Origin of the sequence: Streptomyces ortus, from assembly GCF_026341275.1 — a bacterium.
GTDB classification, from domain to species: Bacteria; Actinomycetota; Actinomycetes; order Streptomycetales; family Streptomycetaceae; genus Streptomyces; species Streptomyces ortus.
On sequence record NZ_JAIFZO010000002.1, the window covers coordinates 7,738,568 to 7,762,062 of the forward strand.

The 23,495-nt window shown below is 71.0% G+C and carries 23 protein-coding genes; 13 read left to right on the plus strand and 10 right to left on the minus strand.

Annotation, left to right across the window (positions count from 1 at the left end):
* Positions 1 to 196 precede the first annotated feature (196 nt).
* Both K3769_RS36870 and K3769_RS36875 read left to right on the plus strand, forming a co-directional pair.
* Complete coding sequence (locus tag K3769_RS36870; RefSeq protein ID WP_267030563.1) at positions 197 to 1,492, plus strand: PucR family transcriptional regulator; 1,296 nt, start codon at positions 197 to 199, stop codon at positions 1,490 to 1,492.
* Positions 1,493 to 1,629: 137 nt separating this feature from the next.
* Positions 1,630 to 3,273 (plus strand): GMC oxidoreductase, encoded by a 1,644-nt coding sequence (locus K3769_RS36875; RefSeq protein ID WP_267030564.1) that lies wholly within the window; start codon positions 1,630 to 1,632, stop codon positions 3,271 to 3,273.
* A 72-nt stretch (positions 3,274 to 3,345) separates the two neighbouring features.
* Here the strand turns inward: K3769_RS36875 and K3769_RS36880 are convergent, their stop codons facing one another.
* Together K3769_RS36880 and K3769_RS36885 are read right to left on the minus strand one after the other, a co-directional pair.
* Entirely contained in the window at positions 3,346 to 3,825 is a 480-nt protein-coding gene (locus tag K3769_RS36880) for a carboxymuconolactone decarboxylase family protein (RefSeq protein ID WP_267030565.1), read from the minus strand.
* A gap of 25 nt (positions 3,826 to 3,850) precedes the next feature.
* Positions 3,851 to 4,924, minus strand: coding sequence for an NAD(P)H-dependent amine dehydrogenase family protein (locus tag K3769_RS36885; protein ID WP_267030566.1), 1,074 nt, complete (start codon positions 4,922 to 4,924; stop codon positions 3,851 to 3,853).
* Positions 4,925 to 5,263: 339 nt separating this feature from the next.
* Between K3769_RS36885 and K3769_RS36890 the strand changes: the two genes are divergently transcribed.
* The 4 genes from K3769_RS36890 to K3769_RS36905 all read left to right on the plus strand — a co-directional run bounded on the left by K3769_RS36890 (position 5,264) and on the right by K3769_RS36905 (position 8,676).
* Positions 5,264 to 5,467, plus strand: coding sequence for a cold-shock protein (locus tag K3769_RS36890; protein ID WP_107014974.1), 204 nt, complete (start codon positions 5,264 to 5,266; stop codon positions 5,465 to 5,467).
* 315 nt (positions 5,468 to 5,782) lie between these two features.
* Complete coding sequence (locus K3769_RS36895) at positions 5,783 to 7,267, plus strand: DEAD/DEAH box helicase (RefSeq protein ID WP_267030567.1); 1,485 nt, start codon at positions 5,783 to 5,785, stop codon at positions 7,265 to 7,267.
* A 122-nt stretch (positions 7,268 to 7,389) separates the two neighbouring features.
* Positions 7,390 to 7,821, plus strand: a complete 432-nt coding sequence (locus tag K3769_RS36900) for a hypothetical protein (RefSeq protein ID WP_267030568.1) — start codon at positions 7,390 to 7,392, stop codon at positions 7,819 to 7,821.
* 84 nt (positions 7,822 to 7,905) lie between these two features.
* Entirely contained in the window at positions 7,906 to 8,676 is a 771-nt protein-coding gene (locus tag K3769_RS36905; RefSeq protein WP_372515111.1) for a YqjF family protein, read from the plus strand.
* A 39-nt stretch (positions 8,677 to 8,715) separates the two neighbouring features.
* On the opposite strand, the gene K3769_RS36910 is transcribed toward K3769_RS36905, so the two are convergent.
* Entirely contained in the window at positions 8,716 to 11,286 is a 2,571-nt protein-coding gene (locus K3769_RS36910) for a SpoIIE family protein phosphatase (protein ID WP_267030570.1), read from the minus strand.
* A gap of 447 nt (positions 11,287 to 11,733) precedes the next feature.
* On the opposite strand from K3769_RS36910, the gene K3769_RS36915 reads away from it, so the two are divergent.
* The 4 genes from K3769_RS36915 (at position 11,734) to K3769_RS36930 (ending at position 15,298) form a co-directional block, all read left to right on the plus strand.
* Complete coding sequence (locus tag K3769_RS36915) at positions 11,734 to 12,051, plus strand: hypothetical protein (protein WP_267030571.1); 318 nt, start codon at positions 11,734 to 11,736, stop codon at positions 12,049 to 12,051.
* Between the two features lie 174 nt (positions 12,052 to 12,225).
* Positions 12,226 to 13,782 (plus strand): hypothetical protein, encoded by a 1,557-nt coding sequence (locus tag K3769_RS36920; protein ID WP_267030572.1) that lies wholly within the window; start codon positions 12,226 to 12,228, stop codon positions 13,780 to 13,782.
* 255 nt (positions 13,783 to 14,037) lie between these two features.
* Positions 14,038 to 14,700 (plus strand): YceI family protein, encoded by a 663-nt coding sequence (locus K3769_RS36925; RefSeq protein ID WP_267030573.1) that lies wholly within the window; start codon positions 14,038 to 14,040, stop codon positions 14,698 to 14,700.
* A 136-nt stretch (positions 14,701 to 14,836) separates the two neighbouring features.
* Positions 14,837 to 15,298, plus strand: a complete 462-nt coding sequence (locus tag K3769_RS36930; protein ID WP_267030574.1) for an ATP-binding protein — start codon at positions 14,837 to 14,839, stop codon at positions 15,296 to 15,298.
* A 9-nt stretch (positions 15,299 to 15,307) separates the two neighbouring features.
* Here the strand turns inward: K3769_RS36930 and K3769_RS36935 are convergent, their stop codons facing one another.
* From K3769_RS36935 to K3769_RS36960, 6 genes are all read right to left on the minus strand, one after another.
* Positions 15,308 to 16,480 (minus strand): GDSL-type esterase/lipase family protein, encoded by a 1,173-nt coding sequence (locus tag K3769_RS36935; protein ID WP_267030575.1) that lies wholly within the window; start codon positions 16,478 to 16,480, stop codon positions 15,308 to 15,310.
* A gap of 59 nt (positions 16,481 to 16,539) precedes the next feature.
* On the minus strand, positions 16,540 to 17,109 hold the full coding sequence (locus K3769_RS36940; protein ID WP_267030576.1) for a TetR/AcrR family transcriptional regulator: 570 nt from the start codon (positions 17,107 to 17,109) through the stop codon (positions 16,540 to 16,542).
* A gap of 138 nt (positions 17,110 to 17,247) precedes the next feature.
* Positions 17,248 to 18,183, minus strand: coding sequence for a hydroxymethylbilane synthase (gene hemC / locus K3769_RS36945; protein WP_267030577.1), 936 nt, complete (start codon positions 18,181 to 18,183; stop codon positions 17,248 to 17,250).
* A 58-nt stretch (positions 18,184 to 18,241) separates the two neighbouring features.
* Positions 18,242 to 18,466, minus strand: coding sequence for a hypothetical protein (locus tag K3769_RS36950; RefSeq protein ID WP_267030578.1), 225 nt, complete (start codon positions 18,464 to 18,466; stop codon positions 18,242 to 18,244).
* A gap of 241 nt (positions 18,467 to 18,707) precedes the next feature.
* Complete coding sequence (locus K3769_RS36955; RefSeq protein ID WP_267030579.1) at positions 18,708 to 19,367, minus strand: fasciclin domain-containing protein; 660 nt, start codon at positions 19,365 to 19,367, stop codon at positions 18,708 to 18,710.
* A gap of 98 nt (positions 19,368 to 19,465) precedes the next feature.
* Positions 19,466 to 21,055, minus strand: coding sequence for a sulfite oxidase (locus K3769_RS36960; RefSeq protein WP_267030580.1), 1,590 nt, complete (start codon positions 21,053 to 21,055; stop codon positions 19,466 to 19,468).
* Between the two features lie 170 nt (positions 21,056 to 21,225).
* On the opposite strand from K3769_RS36960, the gene K3769_RS36965 reads away from it, so the two are divergent.
* Positions 21,226 to 21,603 (plus strand): DUF952 domain-containing protein, encoded by a 378-nt coding sequence (locus tag K3769_RS36965; RefSeq protein WP_267030581.1) that lies wholly within the window; start codon positions 21,226 to 21,228, stop codon positions 21,601 to 21,603.
* Here K3769_RS36965 and K3769_RS36970 read toward each other — a convergent pair.
* A complete protein-coding gene (locus tag K3769_RS36970) occupies positions 21,573 to 22,178 on the minus strand; it encodes a CGNR zinc finger domain-containing protein (protein WP_267030582.1) in 606 nt (201 codons plus the stop codon). The two genes, K3769_RS36965 and K3769_RS36970, sit on opposite strands and share 31 nt — an antisense overlap.
* A 49-nt stretch (positions 22,179 to 22,227) precedes the next feature.
* Between K3769_RS36970 and K3769_RS36975 the strand changes: the two genes are divergently transcribed.
* Entirely contained in the window at positions 22,228 to 22,992 is a 765-nt protein-coding gene (locus K3769_RS36975) for an AzlC family ABC transporter permease (RefSeq protein WP_267030583.1), read from the plus strand.
* Entirely contained in the window at positions 22,989 to 23,306 is a 318-nt protein-coding gene (locus tag K3769_RS36980) for an AzlD domain-containing protein (RefSeq protein WP_267030584.1), read from the plus strand. Before K3769_RS36975 ends, K3769_RS36980 begins: the two co-directional genes overlap by 4 nt.
* The last annotated feature ends 189 nt before the right edge of the window (positions 23,307 to 23,495 follow it).

Genomic DNA, 23,495 nt, shown 5'->3' on the forward strand with positions numbered 1-23,495 from the left:
GACGAAAGGAGTACGGGGTGCCGAGGGAAAAGAACGCCGCAGAACCCTAGGGACCGACTGGACGGTATGTCATTCTACGGGGCAGGACGAGACAGGTGCCGACCAGCGCGGGGACCGCGGCCGACAGGCCGCCGTACACGGACCGCTGGGAGCGCGCCGCCACGGAGCAGCCGAGCCGACGCCCCGGGAGAACGCGATGCAGCAAGCCCTACGGTCCCGAGCCGAGCTCGTTCACGGACCGCCGTCCGCCGCCCTGTCGCGTGCCCCCAAGGTCCGTTCGCTGATCGACGCCGACGCCGTCCGGGTGCTGCACCGGTCGGCCCGGGTGCTCCTGAACAACCTCCCGGAGCTGACCGACCGGCTGGTGGCGGCGCTGCGGGAACGCGAACCCGCCTACCGCAGCACCCTGGAGAGCGATCCCGCGGGCACCTGGCAGGAGGCGCACCGCTCGCTGAGGCACAGTGTCGGCGCGCTGCTCGACCCGCGCAGCGCCCGGGACGCCGCCCTGCACTGTTCGTGGAAGATCGGTGCCTCGCGCGCCGAGCAGGGGCTGCCCCTGGACGCGCTGCTGCACGCTTTCCGGCTCGGCGGCTCCCTGATCTGGCAGTCCCTGGTCGAGGAGACCTCACGGACCGCCCCCGAGGACGTCCGTCTGCTCGTCCATGTGGCCGCCGACGTATGGAACTTCGTCGACGAGCACTGCACCCTCGTGGCGGACGTCTACCGCAAGGTGGAGCGGCAGCACGCCTGGCGCCAGGAACACCGGGTACGCCTGCTGACCGCCGCCCTGCTCGACGGTACGAGCCGGATCGCGGACGTCGCCGAGACGGCCGAGGCCCTGGAGCTGCCGGAACAAGGCCGGTACGCGGTGATAGCGGTCGCGGGCGGACGCCAGGCGGGCCGCACCTCCGTGCCCGGCGCCGTCGTCCCGGCCGGTGCGCGCGTGTACTGGCACACGGGGATGGAGGTCGACCACTGCATCGTCCTGGTCGGCGACGGTGAGAGCGGCGGCGACGGTGACGGCGTGCGGACCGAGCCGACGGTGGGACTGAGCGCGCCCGCCGGGACGAGGGTCGGTGTCGGACCCGTCGTGGCGGGCCTCGCCGCGGTCGGCGACGCCCGCAGGCTCGCGGACATGGCCCTGAGCATGTGCGCCGACGACGGCGGCACCGTACGGCTGAGCGAGCAGCTGCCGGCCGCCCTGGTGATGTCGTGCCCGGAGCTGGGCGGCGCGCTCGCCGAGCGGGTCCTGGGGCCGCTGCTGCGCCTGGAGCCGTCCGACCGCGACATCCTGCTGGACACGCTGGCCGCGTGGCTGGACTGCGACGGCTCGGCGCAGCGGGCGAGTGCCCGGCTGTACTGCCACCGCAACACGGTCCTCAACCGGCTGAAGAGGTGCGAGCAGTTGACCGGGCGCTCGCTCGCCCGTCCGGCGGACATGGTGGAGTTCAGCCTCGCGCTGACCGCCAGGCGCCTGCTCCGCGACACATGACGCCCCGTGGGTCGCGGGGCACGCGAGGCGGGATGCCCAGTATGTGATTCTTTGAAAGTTACCTCAGGGTATGGCGTGACTTCTCACGGGGGTGCCAGTAGAACCCGTTTCACTCTATGGAGAGTGAGGAGCCGCGCATGAACGACCATTCCCCACGTGGGACGGGCCTGAGAGGTGTGTCCCGGCGAAGATTCATCACTGGAACTGGTTCTTTTCTTGGCTCGGCCGCGCTGGCCGGGCAGCTGACCCCCGCGCATGCCGCCACCGCGACCGCCGCGGCGGTGATCGAACCCGGGGCGCATGTGCCCGCCCTCGTGATCGGTACCGGATACGGCGGTTCGGTGGCGGCTCTGCGCCTGGCCCAGGCGGGCGTCGACGTGCACATGGTCGAGATGGGCATGGCCTGGGACACCCCCGGCTCCGACGGCAAGATCTTCGCCAACACCACGAGCCCCGACCACCGCTCCTACTGGCTGCGCACCAGGACGAAGCAGCCGCTCAGCAACTTCCTCGGCTTCCCCATCGACAAGGACGTCCCGCGCTACACCGGCATCCTGGACGCCGAGGAGATGGGCGGCATCATCGTCTACCAGGGCCGCGGTGTCGGCGGCGGTTCGCTGGTCAACGGAGGCATGGCGGTCACTCCGAAGCGGGAGAACTTCGCCGCCGTCCTGCCGTCGGTCGACGCCGATCGGATGTACTCCGTCTACTACCCGCGCGCCAACGCCGGCCTCGGGGTCGGCACGGTCGACCCGACGTGGTTCGAGACCGCCGCCTGCTACCAGTACGCGCGGGTCGGCCGTAAGCACGCGCAGCGTTCGGGCTTCCCGTTCGTCTTCGTGCCCGACGTGTACGACTGGGACTACATGGAGCAGGAGGCCGCCGGGACCGTACCGAAGTCCGCGCTCGCGGGCGAGATCCTCTATGGCAACAACTACGGCAAGAAGTCGCTGCAGAAGACCTACCTCGCGAGCGCGAAGGCGACCGGCCGGGTCTCGATCTCACCGCTCCACAAGGTCACTTCGGTCGCCCCGGCCTCCGGCGGCGGCTACACGGTCGTCATCGAACAGCTCAACACCACCGGCGGTACCACGGCCACCAAGACCGTCACCGCGGACCGGGTGTTCTTCGCGGCCGGCAGCGTCGGCACCAGCAAGCTCCTGGTCAGCCTGAAGGCCACCGGCGCCCTGCCCGGCCTCAACAGCGAGGTGGGCAAGGGCTGGGGCGACAACGGCAACGTCATGTGCGGGCGCGCCAACCATCTGTGGGACCCCACGGGCGCCGTGCAGTCGTCCATCCCGTGCTCCGGCATCGACAACTGGGCCGCGGGCGGCGCGTTCGCCGAGGTGGCCCCCCTGCCCACCGGCATCGAGACCTTCGCCTCCTTCTATCTGTCGATCACCAAGAACCCCCACCGCGCCCAGTTCTCGTACAACGCGGGAACGGGCAACGTCGACCTGAACTGGCAGACGGCCTGGAAGCAGCCGTCCATCGACATGGCCAAGACGATCTTCGACAAGATCAACGCCAAGGAGGGCACGATCTACCGGACCGACCTGTTCGGCACCTACAAGATCTGGGGCGACCACCTCACGTACCACCCCCTCGGGGGCGCGGTGCTCAACAAGGCGACGGACAACTACGGCCGCCTGCACGGACATCCGGGCCTGTACGTCATCGACGGCGCGCTCGTCCCGGGCAACACCAGCGTCAACCCGTTCGTCACCATCACGGCGCTCGCCGAACGCAACATCGAAGCGATCATCGCGGCCGACCTGTAGCGACGGCAGGGGTACGCGACCGGGGCCGCCCGGCGAGGCCGGCGGCCCCGGACCTGTGTGGCGCCCCCCGGCTCAGTGCCCCGGCAGTACGCACATGGCGTCGAGCCCGAGGACACGGTTGAGCCGCCCGAACGCCAGCCACGAGCCGAGGCTCATGGTCAGTTCCACGATCTCGGTCTGGCCGTAGTGCGCGGTCATCCGGTGCCAGAACTCCTCGTCGAGGCCGTGATGGTCCAGGGCGTACCGCTCCGCGTACTCGGCGGCCAGCCGGGTGCGTTCGTCGAAGGCGTCGGTGGTGCGCCACTTCGCCACCGCGTCGGCGAACTCCTCCTCGACCTTGAGCCCGTCCCGCTCGGTCCGCCAGTCGAGGCAGAAGAGACAGCCGTTGATCTGCGCGATCCGCAGCCGCGCCGCCTCGAACTCGCGCAGCCCGAGGGTCGTATGGGCGTAGACGGCGAGCGAGAAGTTCGCGGCGGCGGGTCCGATACCGGGGACCATCTCGCCCCACACGTACTCGATCGCGTTCCTGCCCTCGGGGATGTCGACGTTCATCCGGGACTCCTTCGCGTGCGCGGGGTCACTTCCTGCCGAGCCGTCCGACCGCCGGCCGCAGCGGGACGTCGAGCGCGTCGTACAGGCCGGGCTCCGCGTCCACGAGCCACTCGATCGCGTTCACCAGCCGGCCGACCGCCGTGGCGTTCCCGCCCGCGGACCGGTTCTCGCCCTCGTCGGTCGCCTCGACGGTGATCTCGATCCGCGGGCGGCCCTCGATGATCACGCGGTGGGCCCCGTCGCCGTTCGGCGGAACCGGCCAGTCCGGCGCGCAGGACGGATGGATCCGGGTGACGTGCTCGATCACGATCCGGGGCTCGCCCCCGACGACACCCTGTACCTCGAAGCGCACCGCGCCCTGGGTACCGGCCTCGAACTCGCCCATCGTCCGGGTGCGCACGGTGGTGTCGAGCGGGCGGCGCTGCAGGGTCTCGCGGATCTCGTCGAGCTGGACGCCCAGCGCCCTGGCCATCAGCCGTATCTGCCCGCCCCACACCATGGTGGGGACCGATGGGGCCAGCATCAGCGGCTCGTACTCCATCGGCTGCCCCATCCCGACCAGGAACCGCACCGACTCCTCCTGCTCGTACGTGGAGTAGTCGAAGATCTCCTGGCAGCGGATGGCGTCGACGACCGTGCCGAGCCCGCTCATCAGCAGGGGCAGGACGTCGTTGCCCCAGCCGGGGTCGACGCCGGAGACGAACAGCGATCCGCCGCCGTCGGCGACGGCGGCCAGCACGGGGTCGCGGAACTCGGGCGGGGCGTTGCGCTGGTCGTAGAGCGGATACAGCGACGGGGTGACGACCACGGCACCGCCGCGGACCGCCCTGCCGATGTCGGCCAGCGCCTCGTCGGGCCGGATGTCGCCCGAGGCCGCGTACACGACGGCCCGAGGGCTCGCGGCCAGTACGGCGTCGATGTCGTCGGTCGCCGTGACCCCCAGGCCCCGGCCGAGACCGCCGAGCTCGCCCGCGTCGCGCCCGGCCTTGCCGGGGGTGTGGACGAGCACGGCCGCGAGATCGAGTGCCGGATGCGCCTCGACCGCACGGATCGCGGCGCGGCCGACATTGCCGGTACCCCAGACCACCGTGGGAATCATGCCCGGAGCGTAACCTGACGACTCGTCAGTTTCCATAGCCCTGCACGGACCTCGCCAGTGGCCCGGTGTGCAAGGGCCCTCGTGAGGGCTTCGGGGGGCCGGCGGTCCGTCGGTAACGGTTTCCCGGCGGTACGGCTGTGCCGTTGCCTGACGGGCTCTGCGTGATAGTCTTGATCCAGTTGCAGTTGTAGTTCCCGCACACTTCAAGTGCCGCAGGCGAATTCGTATTCGTCGGGCACTTTTGTATTTCCGGCGTTCCATTCCGGACGGGGTCAATTGCGGCGTCACAGGGGTCCACACAGTGCGGACCCCCGGGTACTGCCCCGAAAGGGATATGACATGGCTAGTGGAACCGTGAAGTGGTTCAACTCGGAAAAGGGCTTCGGCTTTATCGAGCAGGACGGCGGCGGCCCCGACGTCTTCGCCCACTACTCGAACATCGCCACCCAGGGCTTCCGCGAGCTCCAGGAAGGCCAGAAGGTGACCTTCGACGTCACGCAGGGCCAGAAGGGCCCGCAGGCGGAGAACATCGTTCCTGCCTGATGCTGTAGCGCGCAAGGCGGCTGGGGTCCCACTTAGCGGTGGGGCCCCAGCTTGTTGCTTTTTCAAGGTTTTCGGGGTGTGGCTCCGACCGCCGAAGGCCGCTCGGGTCCACTCGTACTCCGCGACCCCGCCCCGGCCTTCTGATCCGCCCCGTTCTCTTTTCCGGGGATTCCCGCCGCCCGACACCGTATCTCCGGTGTGCCGCGTCGGCCGGGCAGGCCTGCTTTCGACTTACATCCGGCTCGTTCTTGCAATTCGTTCGGCTTGTACACGCCGAGAATTCCTCGATACGTGCCATATCGAGGAAGGTTCTCCATGAACCGCTCAGCTCGTACGAATGATCGTTTCTCAAACAACCGCAAGGGCGGCTCCGGCGGCTCCGGCCGCCCCGGCGGCGGCGGACGGCGGCCCGCGGCCGTGCAGGGTGAGTTCGCACCACCGGCCACCCTCACCCCCGCACTCCCGGCGGTGTCCACCTTCGCCGAACTGGACCTGCCCGCCGAGCTGTTGCAGACACTCACCGGCCTCGGCGTGACGGAGCCCTTCCCGATCCAGGCCGCCACGCTGCCCAACTCCCTCGCGGGCCGCGACGTGTTGGGCCGTGGCCGCACCGGCTCGGGCAAGACGCTCGCCTTCGGCCTTGCCCTCCTCGCCCGCACGGCCGGACGGCGTGCCGAGCCGAAGAAGCCGCTCGCCCTGGTCCTCGTCCCCACCCGTGAGCTGGCCCAGCAGGTCACCGACGCCCTCACGCCGTACGCCCGCTCCCTGCAACTGCGGATGACCACCGTGGTCGGCGGTATGTCGATCGGCCGGCAGGCCGGCGCGCTGCGTTCCGGCGCCGAGGTCGTCGTCGCGACCCCGGGCCGCCTCATGGACCTCGTCGAGCGCCGGGACTGCCGCCTGGACCGGGTCGGCATCACGGTCCTGGACGAGGCGGACCAGATGGCCGACATGGGGTTCATGCCCCAGGTCACCGCGCTCCTCGACCTGGTGCGGCCCGACGGCCAGCGCATGCTGTTCTCCGCCACCCTGGACCGCAACATCGACCTCCTGGTCCGCGGCTACCTCCACGACCCCGTCGTCCACTCGGTCGACCCGTCGGCCGGCGCCGTCACCACGATGGAGCACCACGTGCTGTACGTGCACGGCACCGACAAGTACGCCACCGCCACGGAGATCGCGGCCCGGGACGGGCGCGTGCTGATGTTCCTCGACACCAAACACGCCGTCGACCAGTTCACCAAGCACCTGCTCGGCAGCGGGGTGAAGGCCTCGGCCCTGCACGGCGGCAAGTCGCAGCCGCAGCGCAACCGCACCCTCGCCCAGTTCAAGAGCGGCGCGGTCACCGTGCTGGTGGCGACCAACGTCGCGGCCCGGGGAATCCACGTCGACGACCTCGACCTCGTCGTCAACGTCGACCCGCCCGCCGACCACAAGGACTACCTGCACCGCGGCGGCCGTACCGCCCGCGCGGGCGAGTCAGGCAGCGTCGTCACGCTGGTCATGCCCCAGCAGCGCCGCGACATGACCCGGCTGATGTCCGACGCCCGTATCAGGCCGCAGGTCACCCAGGTCCGTTCCGGCGAGGCCGAGCTGAGCCGGATCACCGGTGCGCGCAGGCCCTCCGGTGTCCCGATCGCCGGGAGCGGCCAGGCCGCGGAGCGTCCTCCGCGCGGCGGCGCCCCCTTCCGGGGCATGGGGACCCGTCCGGGCCGGTCCGGTGGTGAGTCCCGCAGGACGGCCGAGGCGCGTCAGACGGCGGAGGCCCGCAAGGCCGCCCGGATCCGCCGGGGCGCGTGAACCGGGCAGTCGAAACGCACGTATGTGCGAGGGTCGGGGGCTTCGGGCGGCGGCGGGCGCCGAGATCCACCATTCTGGACGCAGATGCGATCACACTGCCCACATCGGGGAAGTCGAGTCCCATGACTGAATCTGAGTTTCCGCCGGAAAGCAGCCCCGTGGACCTTTACCTCGATCTGCTGCGTGTCCGTATGAACCCCACGGACTACGCGATGCTGCTGCGCATGGTCGAACCCGTCCTCGAAGCGATGCAGGAGCAACGTGCCGGGCCGATCGAGCTGAGCCTGGACGGCGAGGAGGGCTCCAAGGTCTCGCAGGAGGTCCGTGACGAGGCGTCCCTCGTCGTGGCCGTCGCCGTCACCGGGCGCATGGACAACGAGATCGTCGAGATCGAGACCGCGGAGGGCGGACCCGTCAGGGTCGTGACCGACTCGGGCACCGCCGCCGACCCCGCCCGCTGCCAGGAGATCGCCGACTTCATCGGCGAGCGCCAGCGCCAGGACGAGGAACTGCGCGGTATCGCCGAGGTGAGCGGGCTGCCCACCGACGTCTGACGCCCCCTGTCCCGTACCGGGCCGCCCGGTGCCGGACACGTCACACGGCACGGGTTCTTGCCCGGTCCGGGGCACCGCCCTGCGATGCTGGCACCCGTGTCGATCACCTTCTCCGTGCCGGAACCCATCACCCCCGACGCCCCGGTCGTCCTGCGTCGTCCGCTGCTCACCCAGCAGTGGCTTGACCTGACCTTCGTGCACTGGGCGGTGGATCCGGCGGCCGTGGCGGGGCTGCTGCCGACGGGAACCGTCCCCGACACCTTCGACGGCGTCACCTACGTCGGCCTGGTCGCCTTCCGTATGCACCGGGTAGGCTGGCTGCGGCTGCCCGGCGTGCCCTACTTCGGCTCCTTCCCGGAGACCAACGTGCGGCTGTACTCGGTCGACGCGTACGGGCGGCGCGGTGTGGTCTTCCGGTCCATGGACGCGTCCCGGCTCCTGCCGGTGCTCATGGGCCGCCTCGGTTTCCGGCTGCCCTACGTGTGGTCCCGCATGTCCGTGCGGACCGACGAGGACACGGTCGCCTACACCAGCGCGCGGCGGCTGCCGGGTCCGCGCGGCGCGTACAGCCGCCTGGTCGTCAGGCCGGGGGAGCCGATGGCGGAACCGACCGGCCTCGAACACTTCCTGACCGCCCGGTGGGGCATGCACAAGCCGTTCTCCGGCGGTGCCGGATTCCTGCCGAACGACCATCCGCGCTGGCCGCTGCACCGCGCGACGCTGGTCGAGTGCGAGGAGAACCTGGTCGGCGCGGCCGGTCTGCCGACGCCGACAGGGGAGCCGGTGAGCGTGCTGTACTCACCGGGAGTCCCCGTACGCCTCGGCCGTGCGACGAGCGGCCCGCCACGCCGCTGAGCAGCGCGGCCCGGTCCCGGCGTGGGTGACCGTGCCGGATCAGCGGTCGCGGTCGGGCCGTGAGCGGCGGGTGGCGAGCAGGAGCGCTATGTCGTCCGGGCGGTCGGCCACGTGCCGGGCCTTCGCGGTGAGCCGGTCGGCGACCCCCGCGAGCGACCTGCCGCCCGGCCGGCCCCCCGGACGTCCGGCCGGCGAACCCGCCCGGGCCAGGGCCACCCGCAGCGCGGTGATGCCCTCGTCGATGTCGACGCCGGGCGTCTCGACCAGGCCGTCCGTGTAGAGCGCGAGGATGGCGCCGGGGTCCAGCCGCAGCTCCGTCACCGGGTACCGGGCGTGCGGATCGACTCCGAGGACGACGCCGCCGGGGATCTCCAGGACGTGCGTGCGGCCGTCCGGGAGGCGGAGGATCGGCGGCGGATGCCCTGCCCGGGCCACCCGGGCCAGACCGGTGAGCGGATCGAGACGGATGTAGCAGCAACTGGCGAACAGCCCGGGGTCGAGGTCGATCAGCAGATGGTTGGTGCCGCTCATGACCTCGTCCGGCGGCCGGTCGCCGAGTGCGAAAGCCCGCACCGCGCTGCGCAGTTGACCCATCGTGGCGGCAGCCTGGACACCGTGCCCCTGGACGTCGCCGATGACCAGGGCGAGCCCGTCGCCCGACTCGACGACGTCGTACCAGTCCCCTCCCACCTCCATCCCCTGGGTGCCCGGCAGATAGCGCCCGACGGTCTCCACCCGCGGGTGCGCGGAGAGGCGCCGGGGGAGGAGTGCCTGCTGGAGTCCGCGGGCCAGGGCGGCCTCGGTGTCGTAGCGCTGGGCCTTCTCCATGGCGTGCGCGATCAGCCCGGCGAGGGCCGTGAGCACCGTGCGTTCCTCGGTGCTGAAGCCCCGGGGGCGGTCGAAGCCCAGGATGCAGGAGCCGACCGGACGCCCGGAGGCGATCAGGGGCAGGAAGGCGCGGGAGCCCTCCGTCGCGTCGAGGGGGACACCCGGGTAGGCGGTTGCCAGCTGCTGCATCGACTCGAAGAAGAGCGGGCGGCCGGTGGTGAGGGTCTCCACTCCCGGCAGCCGCGCGTCGAGGCCGACGCCTTCGAACGGCGCGAGGAATCCCTGCGGGAAGCCCGTCTCCCAGGCCAGGTAGAGGTGCCGCTCCTGGAGCAGATAGATGGCGAGCCGGCCGCCCCCGAAGGCCGGCAGCAGCTCCTGCATCACGACCGCGGACACCTGGCGCGCGGTGACCGCCTCGGTCAGCGCGATGGCGAGGACGATCGGCCGGTAGAGCGGAGCCATGGAGCTGGCCCTGGCGGCGGCTCCGTCGGGCCGAGGCGCACCGGCCGCCGGGGAACCCTCGGGCGGGGGCGCGAGCCCGGGGGCCGGGTCGGCCATCCGGTTGGCGGGGACGACGGTGCAGGTCAGGATGTCGGGCCCGGGATAGACGGAGACCGCCAGCCAGTCACCGCCCCCGTGGAGCCCCGCGGGGGAGTCCTCGCCGTGGTGCAGGGGGCGTACGACGTGGAAGTGCACCGGTTCCAGCGACAGCAGTGCCTCGCGCAGATGGTCCTCGTAGGCGGAGCGCTCCAGCCATGGCACCTCCTCGCCCAGGGAACGGCCGAGGAGCCGCGTCCGAGGGCGGCCCAGGAGCCGGGCGGCCCGCTCGTTCGCGTAGACGATGAGCCCCAGCCGGTCGAGGCAGAACACCCCCTCGGGAAGCAGATCGGCGGCTCCGTCCGCCGCCGACCCGATGTCCGGGTCGAGGACGAGTCCCCGGACCGTACACGCCCCGGGCGACCCGGCCGTGTCCTGCGGGGTCCACAGTTCCAGCAGCCGCAGACCGCCGTCGGGCGCGTGCACCGGCAGGGGCAGGGGCGGCGGTCTTCCCGCGGCGGTCTCCCGTAACGCGGTCAGGATCTGCTGGGAGTCGGCGGCGGCCACGGCGTCCGCGAGCGCCCGCGGGGTGTCCGTGGGTTTGCCGGGCGGCACACCGAGCAGGGCGTTCAGCCGGCTGTCCGCGGTCACGACGTCGGACGCCGGATCCCAGGTGAACCGTCCGATGCGCGCGGCGGGAGGGTGGGTGGCCGGGGGCCGTACGCAGAGCGGTTCGCCGTCCCAGGCGACGTCCGGCTCGCCGTCCTCCTCCAGCTTCCACAGGGCCTGTCCCAGGTCCTCGGCCAGCTGGGCCATGCGGTCACGGTCGGGCAGGACCTCGGTGGCGTCCGACGCGGCGGGCCGCAGAATGGTCAGTACGCCGTACGTCGTCGACCCGCCCACGACCGGCACGTACAGGGAGCCGAACTGGAACGGCAGGCTCGCCGCGAACTGGGGGTAGCGGCGCATCGTCTCCGTCGCGTCCGGGAGCACCACCTGGACGCCCAGCCGGAAGGCGTCCGCCACCGGGAACCTGCGGTCCACGTGCAGCCGCCACCAGGGGCGGAACAGCGGGCCGGGCAGTCCGGAGAGCACGGCCAGCCGCAGCAGTCCCGGTGTGCCGGAGCGCAGGTACACGCCGCCCGCGAAGCCGCCGGCCGCGCTGATCGCCTCCGTGGTGACCCCGGTGAGCAGCGGGTCCAGACGTCCGGGGATCCGGCTCCCGTGCTCGGCTCTCCCAGTCATCGGCCCTACCTCGTCCGTGCGCCGCCCGGTGGCTGACACAGCAAGAATGCGCCACGAGGCCCCCCGCCTGCACCCGGGAGAGGCACTGCGCGCGTGATGGCGATGAGGCTACCGGGGTGCACGCGAACCGTGTGCGTCCGGTGGGGACCGCTGTTCACCGGTTCACCGGCCCCCGGCGCCGGACCGCACGAGGTACGGAAGGAAGAGGCCGGTCGGGTGCCTTGTCCGCCCGCCGCACGGAACAGCCCGCATTTCCCGCCGAAGGAGGGGAACGTGGAACGTGGATCACATACGAGCCGGGAGAGGCGGATCGCGACAGCTCGCGGAGCAGAGCACGGAGCGGATCCGTTCGAGGGAGCGACCGCACGGGATCAGGACAACCGCAGACCTTGTCCCGTGCGGCCCGTACCGCCCTCGACGACCCGGCGCAGCCCCGTGAGGAGTCCCATGACCACGTACGTCATCACCGTCCCCGGCACCTTCGTCAACGGTGTCGAGGACGCCGCGCGCTCCGACGTCGAGCGCAGGCTCCGCCCCCGGGACCCGAAGAACACGGACCTGGGGGAGAGCGAGGAGCTGAGCCTGCTGACGGTCGAGGACGGCGGCATGTTCTCCGCCCGGATCGAGGTCGAGGCGTCGGACCAGGCGAGCGCCGAGGCCGAAGCGGTCCAGCTGATCTCGCGGGCCCTGCGTGACAGCGGCTTCACGGAGAAGGACGCTCCCCTGGGCCCGGCCTTCGTGACCGGCATCGACCGCGAGTTCTGAGAGCGGCGAAGGCTGCCCCGGCACGACGGGGCCGCCACGCCGACGGCACGCCGAGGACCACCGCTGCCGTCGGCGGTTGTTCCTGAGGAGCCGTTCCCCCTTGTGGGCCTCTTGTCACTGACCGTACGCTGACAAGTCATAGAACTTCGGACGTGATTGACTGGGGGAGCCGTCATGTCCTGGGACAACAATGACTTCCGCGACGGATTCGTCGTACCACCGATGCCCACCGCGCCGCCGCCCGCACCGGCGGACGGCTGGAGAGCGGCCGGGGTGGCACTGCTGAACCTCAGCGGACTGGGGCTCGGTTACGCACTGGTGCGCCGCTGGTGGCTGATGGCCGCCTGCTGGGTCGCGACGGGCGTGCTGCTCCTGGTGGCGCTGCCCGCGGACCCGGACGGGGTGCCCGCCGGAGCCCTCGTCGCGTATGTCGTCCTGCTCGCGCTCGCGGCCGTCCACGGCGCGGTCGTGGGCCTGCGGACCCGGCTGGCCTGGCCGCCGGCCCCCTGGATCGCCGTCGTCCTGGGAATCGTGCTGCTGGTCGTGCCCGCCGGAGGCGTCGCCCTGTACGGCGGCGCACGCGACGAAGCCACCGAGCAGATGCTCCTGGACCGTCTGGAGCGCGCCGACGAACTGGTCCGGGCGGCCGGAAGACAGCAGTTCCCGACGGCGGAGTCCGACTACCGCCGTGCCCTGCGCGTCTACAGCGGTCTGCGCGCCGATCACCCCGGTTCGCGGGCGGCCGAGCGGGTCCCGGACCGGCTCAGGACCTTCTACACCACCGTCGCCTCCGCCTACGCGGACAAGAACTACTGCACCGCGGTGGCGCCGCTGAAGTACCTGCGCACGCTCCCGCGCACCATGGACGAGAAGGAGCTCGGCACGCTGGCGACATGGCCCGACGGCCGGCTGGCCACCTCGCTCTACGAGTGCGGCGCGCAGTCGCTGTCCGGCGGTAGCGCGGACTGGGCGACGCACTACGGCGAACTGCTACGGACCTTCCCGCGCTCCGAACAGGCCGCGAAGGTGGAGTCCTCGGTCGCCACGGCCGTCGACAAGGCCGTGCGGGACGTGCGCGGAGACGACCCCTGCAAGGCCGTCGAGCGCCTCGAAGCCCTCGACTCCCAGATCGTCGGACTGCCGGGAGAGCGCGCCGGACAGACCCAGGCCCTCGACAAGAGCGCCGACCGGGCGGAGAGCAACGCTCAGTCGGGTACGTACGAGTGCGGAGTGGACCAGTACAAGGAGAAGAGCTTCGCCGAGGCCGTCACCACCATGAACGACTTCGTCAAGAACGCCGGGAAGCACAAGAACGCGGCCCGCGCCAAGAAGATCGCGATCGCCGCCGAGGTCGCCCAGACCGTGCCCGCCGCGGGCAAGCGGCTGCCGACCACGGCCTCCGGCGGCGGCATATCCGTCACCGTCAAGAACGACAGCCCCGACGACATCACGGTCCTGTACACCGGCCCGGTGACCGGCAGCTTCACTCTCAAGGCCTGCGGCAAGTGCACCTCCTACTCCCTGGCCAGCACGGTGACGCTGGGCTTCGAGCCGTGCAGCGACAGCGGCAAGAACTATCCGCAGCGGACCATCAGCCTGCCCGTCGGTACGACGTACTTCGTGCACAAATCGAAGAGCGGTCTCGGAAACTCCCCGGCCTCGGACACCGCCAAGCTGTCCTCCGGGTACATCTACACCGAATGCGCGTATACGACGAAGTACGGCTACTGACCGTTCGACCCTGAGAGCAGTGCAATTCTGGCGCCCAGTACATATCGCCCTTTCTTCTGCGGGGCGGTCGGCGGGTGGATCTCTGCAGGTGAGGCACTCAGTGCCTTCTGCGGGTCCCCGGTGACGGGTGTGTGGATTCTGTGACCTATTGGCCGGGCGGGGATGCCGGGGCCGATGGCGGGTATGAATCCGGTAAACTTGTGGATCTTGGTTTGGCTTGCAGATATATCTATTGCGCAAATAGCTAGGTGAGTCGTGAATCTTTTTAATCGAGGTGCCTCTCCCCGTCGCTCGGCCACACTCGTCGAACCGCAACGGCCCGACGGCCCACCCGAATTCCCCCGGCCCGGCCAGTCGGAACCGGACCTGAGGACCCTGACCGGGAACTGGGTCATCGACCCCGCGCACAGCCGGATCGGCTTCTCCGTCCGGCATGCCATGGTCACGACGGTGCGCGGCGCCTTCACGGACTACCAGAGCCGCCTGTTCTTCGACGGCCGCGACCCGTCCCGCTCGGGTGCGGAGATCATCCTGTCCACCGCCAGTGTCGACACGGGTGTGGACCAGCGCGACAGCCATCTGTCCGGCCGTGACTTCCTGGACTCCGGCGCCTATCCGCACATGCGCTTCCTCAGCACCGCCGTGAAGCTGGCCGGCCCCGACGTCTACCGGATGACCGGCGACCTCACCATCAAGGACGTGACGCGTCCCGTCGTCCTCGAACTCACCTACATCGGCTATGTCACCGACCCGTTCGGCTACGAGCGTGTCGGCTTCGACGGCACCACCACCATCAACCGCTCCGAGTGGGGCCTGACCTACAACACCAGGCTGGCCGAGGGTGGCGCCATGGTGAGTGACAAGGTCCGCCTCCAACTGGACATCGCGGCCATCCGCACCACACCGCAACCCGGCTGACCGGCGACGGGCGGCGTCGCGCAGCCCGTTGACGCCCACAAACGATGCCTGTGTACGCGACTGCCGGGTACCTGGTCCGTAGACACGAACGTGCGGAGACGTACGGACGGACGGACAGCAGGAACGGAGTGGGTCGGTGGCGGTCAAGGCAAAGGGCTGGGCGCATTCGTTTCCGGTGTCGGGCGGTGTGCGCGCCGGACGGGAGTGGACACGCGAGCATCTGGAGTCGCTGCCGTGGACCAGGGCCGAGCCGGACACGGTGGACGCCGTCGTACTGACCGTCTCCGAACTGCTCACCAACGCCCATGTGCACGCGCGCAGCGACGCGGCTCTGGTGCTCACCTGGGACGGTGACTGTCTCCATGTGAGCGTCCACGACGAGGACCCGACCCTGCCGAGGCAGCGGGAACCGGAGCTCGGCGAGGTGTCCGGCCGCGGGGTGGGGATCGTACGCATGCTCGCCGACGAGTGGGAGATGCGCTGCCAGCGGCACGGCAAGGTGGTGACGGCCTGCTTCCGTCCGGCCGGGGCCGAGTCGCGGGACGACCCCCTGGGGGGCGACCGCGCGCCGGAGGACGGCACGCGGGAGGGCCTCTGACGACCAGCCCTAGCGGGCCGCGAAGGCGCCGTCGGCGGTGAAGACCTGGTCCGCGAAACGTTCGCCGATACGGCGATGGGTGGCCGCGTCCGGGTGGAGCTGGTCGGGCAGCGGCAGTTCGGCGAAGTCGGCCTCGCCGTAGAGGCGCAGCCCGTCGAGGTAGTGGAGGTTCGGGTCCTCCTTCGACCGCTGTGCCACGACCCGCGCCAGCTCGTCCCGGATGACGCGCAGTGTCAGCTTCCCGGCCGCCTTCTCCGCCGGGTCGCCCATGGCCACGAACCGCAGTTGACCCTCACTCATGTGAGCCAGGTCGGGTGCGCTCGGACCGGGCGTGTCCTCGTGGATGGGGCACAGGATCGGTGAGACCACCAACAGCGGTGTGTCCGGGTGGCCTTCGCGGATCGTGTCGAGGAAGCCGTGGACGGCCGGGGTGAACGCGCGCATGCGCATCGCGTCCGCGTTCACCACGTTGATGCCGAGCTTGAGGCTGATCAGGTCGGCGGGGGTGTCCCGGAGGGTGCGGGCGGTGAACGGGTCGAGCAGCGCGCTGCCGCCGAGCCCCAGGTTGATCAGCTCCACACCCCCGAGGGAGGCCGCGAGGGCGGGCCAGATGGCGGTCGGGCCCGCGGCGTCGGAACCGTGGCTGATGGAGCTGCCGTGGTGCAGCCACACCCGGCGGCCCCGGTCCGTCGCGCGCTCGACCGGGGCGTCGGTGCGCAGGGCGATGAGTTCGGTGGTCTCGTTGTGCGGCAGCCAGATCTCGACGTCCTTGCCGTCGTGGCCGTCGCCTTCGGGCAGGTCGGTGAAGCGGACGGTGCCCACCGGGCCGGTCCGCAGTTCGGCGCTCCCGGTGGTCATGTCGACGGTCAGGGTGTTGCCGTCCCGCACACTGCCCCGCCCTGCCAGGATCCCGTCGACGAGCAGTTCGTACATGCCGTCCGGACGGGGCGGGGCCCCCGTGTAGACCCGCTTGGTGGGCAGGGTGTCCAGTTCGACGGTGGTGGCGCGGGTGCGGAAGACCAGCCGTACGCCGGAGGGCTGGGACTCGGCCATGGCCAGCTGGCCGTCGGCGTACTGGGCGCGGACCCAGGCGGGCAGCCGGTGCGGCAGTACGCCGTGTTCGGTGCGTTCCAGGTCAAGGGCGCCGCGCAGGAGGTCCTCGGTGATGGGCGTGGTGATCATGGGTTCGGCCTTGTCGAATCTGGGGGGAAGAGAGAGGGCTTGTCGGGCGGGGCCGCTGACTACTGGGCGGGCCAGTTCCGCAGGAGTGCGTCGAGGGCGTCGAGAATCCGGGACCAGGTCTCCTGGGACTCCGGGGCGCTGTGGCTGAATCCGCCGCTCAGCTCCAGGCTGACGTACCCGTGGAAGACGCTGCCCAGGAGGCGGACCGCGTGCGTCTGGTCCGGTTCCGTGAGGTCGTAGCCGCGCAGGATGGCGCGGGTCATCTGCGAGTGCCTGCTTCCGGCGCTGGCGGCGGCGGCCTCGGGGCTGAGCTTGAGCTGCGCGGCGGCGTAACGGCCGGGGTGCTCCCGCGCGTAGTCGCGGTAGACGTTCGCGAAGGCGGAGAGGGCGTCCTTGCCGGCGCGGCCCGCCAGGGCGGTGGCGCCTCGGTCCGCGAGTTCTTCCAAGGCGAGCAGGGCGATGCCGGTCTTGAGGTCCTGGGAGTTCTTCAGGTGCGAGTAGAGGCTCGCGACCTTTACGTCGAACCGTCTGGCCAGGGCGGAGACGGTGACCTGGTCGAAGCCGACCTCGTCCGCGAGGTCTGCGCCTGCGCTGATCAGGCGGGGCGTGGTCAGGCCTGCGCGGGCCATGGGTGTCCTCCCGGTCGGGTGGATCGATTATGCGTTTGCCTAAAGGGTTTAGGCAAACGGGCGCCCACGCCGCCTGAAAGACGAAAAGATTGCGCCGTTCCCCGCGCCCCTGAAAGCCCTGTGCCCGGGGGCGTGGGGTCAGTGGGTGATGTTGTCGATCAGGTCGCGGGCGCCCTGGCGTAGGAGGGCTACCGCCACCGACGTGCCGAGGGTGGCGGGGTCCAGGCGGCCGGCCCACTCGTGGGCGTTGAGCCGGGTCTTGCCGTCCGGGGTGAACACGCAGGCGCGCAGGGACAGTTCACCGTCCCGCTCGGCCGTCGCGTAACCGGCGATCGGCGAGTTGCAGTGACCCTGGAGGACGTGCAGGAACATGCGTTCCGCGGTCGCCTCGCGATGGGTGGCCGGGTCGCCGAGCGCGCTGACGGCGTCGATGACCGTCGTGTCGCCCTCCCGGCACTGAAGGGCCAGAATGCCCGCGCCGATCGGCGGCATCATCGTCTCGGGCGAGAGGATCTCGGTGATCACGTCGGTGCGTTCGATGCGCTCCAGGCCCGAGACCGCGAGCAGCAGCGCGTCCGCCTCACCGGCGGCGAGCTTCGCCAGGCGCCGGTTCGCGTTGCCCCGGAACGGCACGCACTGCAGATGCGGAAGCGAGGCGGCCAGCTGGGCGACGCGGCGTACGGAGGAGGTCCCGATCCGGGTGCCGGGCGGCAGCTCGTCGAGGGTGAGCCCGCCGGGGTGGATCAGTGCGTCCCGGATGTCGTCCCGCTTGAGGAACGCCGCGAACATCGTGCCCGCCGGAAGCGGCCGGTCCGCGGGCACGTCCTTGACGCAGTGCACCGCCAGATCGGCCTCGCCGGCCAGGAGCGCGGCGTCGACCTCCTTGGTGAACGCCCCCTTGCCCTCGACCTGGGAGAGGTCGCCCATCCACTTGTCGCCGGTCGTCTTGACGGGGACGACCTCGGTGCGCGTCCCGGGATGGAGCGCGGCCAGTTCGGCCCGTACGCGCGCCACCTGCGCCAGGGCCATGGGCGAGTCGCGGGAGACGATGCGGATCAGCTCGGGAGCTTGCATACGTCCCACGATAGACCGTGCGGCACACGCGGATTGCGCCCGTTGCCCGTACGGGTTCTCAGCGGCCCGGGTGGTCCAGGTCGTCCTCGGCCGAGGGCAGGTTGGTCGAACCCTCCGCCCAGTGGTTGACCCAGCCGCAGTACGAGCACGCGTACCGGTTGTTGAGCCCGCTCACCTTGGCGCCGCACTGACGGCAGTCCGTCGTGGTGATCTCCGCGCCGGACACCGAGGCCGTGACGGCGTCACTGGACCCGCTCGTCTCCGGAGACCCCTCCTGCGTCATGCAGGCAGCGTACCCGTGGGCACCGGGTCCGCCGGAAGGGTCATCACACCGGGCATCAGGGCGGTCGTCACACCGGGCATCGGACCGGGCATCATGCCGGGCGTCACGCCGGGTCCGACCGGGCAGGGGTGGCCGGGACCGAACGGCTCGTCCTACGAAGCGGCCACCTCTTCTCCTCCCCGTCACGGGAGCCCGGCCGCCGACCGCCGCCCCCCTCGGGCGGCCGGCCGAGGAAGGTCTGTCAGCTGGTGGGCATCAGGACCGTGTCGATGATGTAGACGTTGGCGTTGGCGGTCTTCACGTTGCCGCAGACGACCTTCGCGGAGTCGTTGACCTTGTACGACTCGCCCGAGCCGGAGGTCGTCAGCTTCGACTTCTCCAGCGTCGGGAAGGAGCCGTTCTCCAGGTCCTTCGGAGCGAGCTTCTGACCCACGACGTGGTACGTGAGGATCTTCGTCAGCGTGGCCTTGTCGGCGAGGACCTTGTCCAGGTCGGCCTTCGGGATCTTCGCGAAGGCGTCGTTGGTCGGCGCGAACACCGTGATGTCCTTGGCGTTGTTGAGGGTGTCGACCAGACCGGCCTTCTTCACGGCCGTCACCAGGGTGGACAGGGCCGGGTTGTTGGAGGCGGCCGTGGCGACCGGGTCCTTGGCCATGCCGTCGAACGAACCGGAACCGCTCTTCGGCACAGAGGCACAGCCCGGACCGAACGGCTCGTCCTTCGAAGCGGTGTCGCCGGAGCTGCCCATGCCGTCCTCGGACTCGGTGGCGGCGGCCGACGCCTTGCTGGAGGAGTCCGACTTGGCGGAGTCGCTGCCGCTGTCGGAGCAGGCGCTGAGGGACAGCGGGAGAACGGTGGCGGCGGCCACGATCACGGCGATACGGCTGATGCGGGTGTTCATGGTGTTTCTCCTATGGGTTGACACAGCCGAAGCTGCGTTCATTCGGGGGTGGGACATGTGGCTCGGGGTGTATGGCTGAGGGGAGTTGGTCCGGGGTGTCACTCGACGGTCACCACGACCGAGTGCCGGCCGCTCGCGCCGTCGGGGACGGTTCCGGTGCGCTTGTCGGTCTGCACCTCGCCGGTGCGGTCCGTGGCCCGGACGGTGAGGGTGTGACCGCCCTTGGTGGCCCGCCAGTCGTAGGACCACTGACGCCAGGTGTCGCGGGAGTCCTCGGCGGCGAGCCGGGCCTGCTGCCAGGGGCCGTCGTCGACCCGGACCTCGACCTTGTCGATGCCGCGGTGCTGTGCCCAGGCGACCCCCGCGACCATGACCGAACCGGCCTCGGGGCGGGCGAACGGCTTGGGGGTGTCGATCCGGGACTGCGTCTTGATGGGTGCCTGCCGCGCCCAGTCCCGCTTGACCCAGTAGGCGTCGTAGTCGTCGAACGAGGTGAGTTCGATGTCCTCGATCCACTTGCAGGCGGAGACGTAGCCGAACAGGCCGGGCACCACCATCCGGACCGGGAACCCGTGGGTGAAGGGGAGCGGTTCCCCGTTCATCCCGACCGCGAGGAGCGCGTCACGGCCGTCCATGACGTCCTCGACCGGGCTGCCGATCGTCATGCCGTCGACGGAACGGGACACCAACTGGTCGGCACGGCCACCCTTGGAGGGCGGTTTCACCCCGCACTCGGCCAGCAGGTCGGCCAGCCGTACGCCGATCCAGCGGGCGTTGCCCACGTACGGGCCGCCGACCTCGTTCGACACACAGGTGAGCGTGATGTCGCGCTCGACCAGTTCGCGCCGCAGCAGGTCGTCGAAGCCGAGGGTGACCGGACGGGTGACCCCCTTGCCGTGGATCCGCAGCTTCCAGGTCGTCGCGTCCACCTTGGGCACCACGAGAGCGGTGTCCACGCGGTAGAAGTCCTTGTTCGGGGTGGTGAAGGGGCTTACGTCGCGGACCCGCACCTGCGCACCCTTCGGAACCGCGTCCGCCGGAGAGGCCGGGGCGGGAAGTACGACGTCCGCCCGGGAGGCCGCCGCTTCGCGGCTCTTCGAGCCGCTCAGGGCGCGGCCCAGCAGTCCGGTACCGGCGGACGCGGCGGCGGCAGCGGTCGCCAGGACCACGAAGCCCCGGCGGTCCCAGCCGGCGGCGCGGGACGGGTCCCCCTCCGCCGAACCCGCCGCGTCGGGCACCGGGCCCCGGATCCGGAGCCTGCCGATCAGGAAGTACAGCAGCACCGCGGCGACCACCGCGCCCACCACGGAGGGCAGCGCGTCGGTGAGGCCGGTCGAGTCGGGCCTGCTGAGCGCCGCCGCCGCGCCGACCACACCGAAAAGCAGAACTCCGGCGGCCCCGGTCCGCCGGTACCGCAGAGCGAATACACCCAGGACGATCGCGAACAGCACCAGTGCGGCAAGAATCCCGAGCTGCAGGACCAGTTTGTCGTTGGTGCCGAAATTACGGATCGCCCAGTCCTTCACGGGCGTGGGAGTGCGGTCGATCGCCGCGCCGCCCACCGCGATGACGGGACCGGCTTGCGGACGCACCCCCGCGGCCACCAGTTCGGCGACGGCGAGCGCGGCGAAACCGGCCAGCAGGCCGCTGAGCGCACCGAGCGCCGGCCGCACCGGGCTGCGGCGCATTCGCTTTTGCTTCTTGTCGTCCGTCACGTGGGGAATCCGGGCCCGATAGCCGCCCGGATTGGTCGATCACCCGATCCGGCGCACTTCTTTTTCAGACCAATCCGCGGGCCCCCGGGCTACGGATTAAGCAAATTCATGTGGGCGGAATTTCGCTGTTGTATAACCGGATCATGATCTATCACGTAGTCACACTCGGTGAGTGGAGCGCCCGCCCCGAGGTCCCTTACGCGCCTGCGTCCCTGGCCGGGGACGGTTTCATCCACTGCGCTCCCGACGAGGAGACCACCCTGGCCGTCGTGAACGCCTTCTACCGGGCCTCGCCCAGGCCGCTGCTCGCGCTGGTCCTCGACGAGGCCCGCCTCACGGCCAGGCTGGATTACGAGGCGGCGGACCCCGTCCCGCCGCCCGGCGTGGGCGCGGACGTCCTGTTCCCCCATCTGTTCGGTCCCGTGAACCGGGACGCCGTCGAGCGCGTCCTGGAGATCCGGTGGGACGACGACAGCCGGGCGGTGGCCCTTCAGCCCTGGGAGCCGCGCGAGCGTTCGTAGTGCCGCCGCACCCGCTCGCGGTTGCCGCAGTCGCCGCTCCGGCACCACTGCCGCGTATGGCTGCGGCTGCGGTCGAGGAAGAACCAGCCGCAGCCCGGCCCCTGACACCGCCGCAGCCGGGCGAGCGGTCCGGACAGCAGCTCCGCCGCCTCCAGCGCCAGTAGCCGTACGGCATCCGTCGGCACCGTGACGTCCAGCCCGGGGCGCAGGGGCAGAACCGGCGCGAACTCCGCCCGCCGCCAGGCGTCCAGGAAGAAGCCGCGCACCACGCCCAGGTCCTCGCGGCCGGGCGGGCGGCCGTCCACCGCGGAGTCGAGCAGGTGGTGCAGCGCCGCCCTCAGCAGCCGTGCCGCCCGCAGCGCGTCCGCGGCGCCGTCCCGGTCGTCCGCCGCGACGGCCAGGAGCGCGTCGACCCGGTCGGCGGACAGCAGACCGCTCGCGCCTGTCCAGGTGAGGAGAGCCACGGCATCGGGCACACGGTCCGCCGAACGCCGTTCGTCGAGCCGCCACGCGACCGTGTTGGCGAAGTCCAGCACCACGTGACCGCCGATCAATGCCGACGCGGTCGTTTCCATGCTCGTCATGCTAATACCCATAGACGCTGATGACTGTTAGCCTCGCGATATGGACCGGACACCTCCGCAAGCCGAGAGCTCGGCCGCACCGGCGACGGCCCGCGGTCCAGCCGGTGACTCCCGCCGGCAGGGCTTTCTCGCGGGCGTCAAAGTCGGTGCGGGGCTGGCCGCGGCGGCATTCGTCCTGGCCGTCACCTTCGGAGCGTTCGCCCGCACGGAGGGCTGGGGAGTCCTCGCCCCCATCGTCTGCTCCCTCGTCGTGTTCTCCGGGTCGGCGCAGTTCGCCCTCGCCACCGCCCTGGCGGGCGGCGGGGGAGTGCCGACGGCGATCGCGGCAGCCGCCCTGATCAACGGCCGGTTCATCCCCATGGGCGTGGCCGTGGCCAAGGACCTGCGCGGCGGCCGGATCCGGCGGGCACTGGAGGGCCAGGCCGTCGTGGACGGGTCCTGGGTGGCCGCCCATCTGGGCGGGGGCCGGTTCGACCGCTACAAACTGTTCGGCGCGACCGCCGTGCAGTGGCCCGCCTGGGTGGCGGGCACCGCCCTGGGCGTCGTCGTGGCCCCGCCGGAGAGCCTGGTGGAGTCCTTCGGCCTCGATCTCGTCTTCCCGGCCTTCTTCCTGCTGCTCCTGATGGACGAACTGCGGGGGTCACGGGCGGCACGCGCGGCGGCGGCGCTGGGCGCGTGCTTCGCCGCCGCTCTGGTCATCTGGGTTCCGGCGGGCCTCGCACTGCTGGGGGCGAGTGCGGCGGCCCTGCTGGGGCTGCGCAAGGGACTCGTACCCCGCGCCACGAAGGAGGCGGGCGGATCGTGAACCAGGGGCACCTGTGGTGGGCTGTCGTCTGCGTCGCGGTCATCAGTTTCACGTTCAAGGCGGCCGGGCCCGCGGTGCTCGGAGACCGCCGGCTGCCCCCGGCGGCGCGCGCTGTCATCGCGCTGCTCGCACCGGTGCTGCTCGCCGGACTTCTCGTCGTCGATGTGGCGGGACCGCGGTGGTCGGGCCTGGACGGACCCCTGCTGACCGGACTCGCCACGGTGGCGCTCGTACGGCTGCTGCGGGCCCCCATCCTGTTCGCGATCCTGGCCGGGACGGTCGTCACGGCGCTCATCAGACTGCTGTGGGGCTGACGTCCACGCGCCGGGGCGAGATCGTCCCGGGTGGCAGGACCGTGTTCGTCCACGCCGGCGGGCTCCCCGGACTGTTCGGGCACGCGGAGGCGCCGGCATTCGCCGACACCTTGCGGACGGCCGACTGGGCTGGGGTGTGAGCGCCCACTCGGGCAACTGCCCCTGCGTGACGTACTCGTGGTGGCCAAA